At 75.8% G+C, this 1,650-nt stretch carries 2 protein-coding genes; both read left to right on the plus strand.

The genetic code is table 11. The features are described from left to right. A partial coding sequence (locus OOT08_RS14280; RefSeq protein WP_325093456.1) for a hypothetical protein occupies positions 1 to 788 on the plus strand: 788 nt, incomplete at its 5' end. Next, positions 785 to 1,650 (plus strand): hypothetical protein (locus OOT08_RS14285; protein WP_325093457.1); only part of this gene is annotated, 866 nt, incomplete at its 3' end. The genes OOT08_RS14280 and OOT08_RS14285, both read left to right, overlap by 4 nt.

The raw sequence follows: 1,650 nt of genomic DNA on the forward strand, positions 1-1,650 counted from the left end.
CGCCCCCGGTCGCCTCGCCGCAGCTGCCGAGCGCAGACCAGCCCGCCCCGGTGACGTTGCCCCTGGACGATGACGCCCTCCGCGTGGCGACGGGAGTCGGCATCGACGCCTGGGTGGCGCGCCTCACGAGCACCCGGCCCGTCACCCCGGAAAAGGTGCGTGCGCGGATCCTGGCGGCGGCCATCCCCAGCCGCTTCGCCCCGGCGCTCCTGGAGGCCACGCTCGAGGCCGACCGTGAGGACCGTGCCCAGCGGCGGGAGGACCATCGGGCCAGGCGGGCCCGCGCGCTCGCCGGAACCGGTTTCTTGTCCCGGTACGGGGGCCTGCTCCTCGGCGGGCTCGCCGCGGGGGTGATCGCCGGGGGGCTCGTGTCCTTGGCCGTCTTCGGGAACCTTCCTCCGGATGCCGCGGGGCCGCAGAGCGTGCCCCTCGGACACCGGATCCTGATGTTCACCCTGGGGGCTGCCCTCGGCGCGGTGTGCGCTGCCTTCGTGTTGCTCGGCGGGGCCATCGCGACGCTGCTGCACGAGCGGGGCCAGGGGTTTCGCCCCCTGTTTCCCGCGATGCTCGTCGCCGGGCTGGGTGGCGGGACGGCGGCCGCGCTGGTGATGCTCGCCTTCTGGGCGAGCACCGGGTTGCTCCGCAGCGCGGAACCGCGGTGGGTTTGGCTCTGGACCGGCGGCGCCGGGGTCGCCTGCTTCTTCATCGGCGTGGCCGCGATGGGGCTCTACCGCGCCATCCTGGGGCTCCTTCCCGGCCCCAGCGAGGCACGGGAGCGTGAGTCTTGAGCGCGGAGCCCGGCCCGGCCCTGTCCGAGGAGGGGATCCGGGCACGCTACGGCCGGGAAGCCCGCTTCGGCCCGCTCTTTGGGGCCCTCGCGGGCCTCGCGCTGAGCCTGGTACCGCTCGCGGTTCTGGGGTTTCCCGGCCCGGGCACCGGGCTCTGGTGGCTCCCCACGCTCGGCGTCGCGGCGCTGTGCGGCCTCGTCTCCGGGGCCGTCGCCAGCCTGGGGGCAATCCTCGGGGCGATGGCACAGGCGGCACGGGACCCGGGCTGGCAGCGGCGCGAACACCCCTCCCTGGACCGGGGTATCGGCTGGGGGGCGGCGCTCGGCGCGGGGGTTTCCGTGCTCGCGTGTGTTGCGCTTCGGGGCTTATTCACCGAGCCCTTCTTCTCCCTCGCGGCCGCCCTGGTGCTCGTTTCCGCAGCCTGCGCGGCGGGCGCGGCGCGGTGGCGGGCCCGGGTGGCCGAGCGGGCCTCCCTGGGCCGCCGCGCCTCGTCGGTGCCGGCGGCGGTCCTGCCGCCGGGGCCGATGGGCGACCGGATGCTGACCGCGATCGTGAACGGGGACCTGCGCCGCCTGAGCTGGCCGGGACCCGAGACGGGCGCGCGCGGCCTCAGCGCGAGCGGGGCGGTGCCCCGGCCGGGGGAGTTGCGCACGCTGGTCGATTCAAGCGGGCACACGCTCGCGGTGATTCGCTCCGCAGGGGCAATCGTGGTCCCGGCTGGCTCGGTGACGGAGTCGGAGGTCGTGGGCGCGGGCTCGTGGCACGAATCCCTGGCGGACTGGCGCTTCGAGCGTGACCTGGCCTGGGGGAGTCCGGGTGCCCTCGCGCCTGACGCGCCGATGGTGCTCGAGCGCTTCGCCCT

Source organism: Leucobacter sp. M11, assembly GCF_035726885.1.
In the GTDB taxonomy this organism is placed as follows: Bacteria; Actinomycetota; Actinomycetes; order Actinomycetales; family Microbacteriaceae; genus JAPFRB01.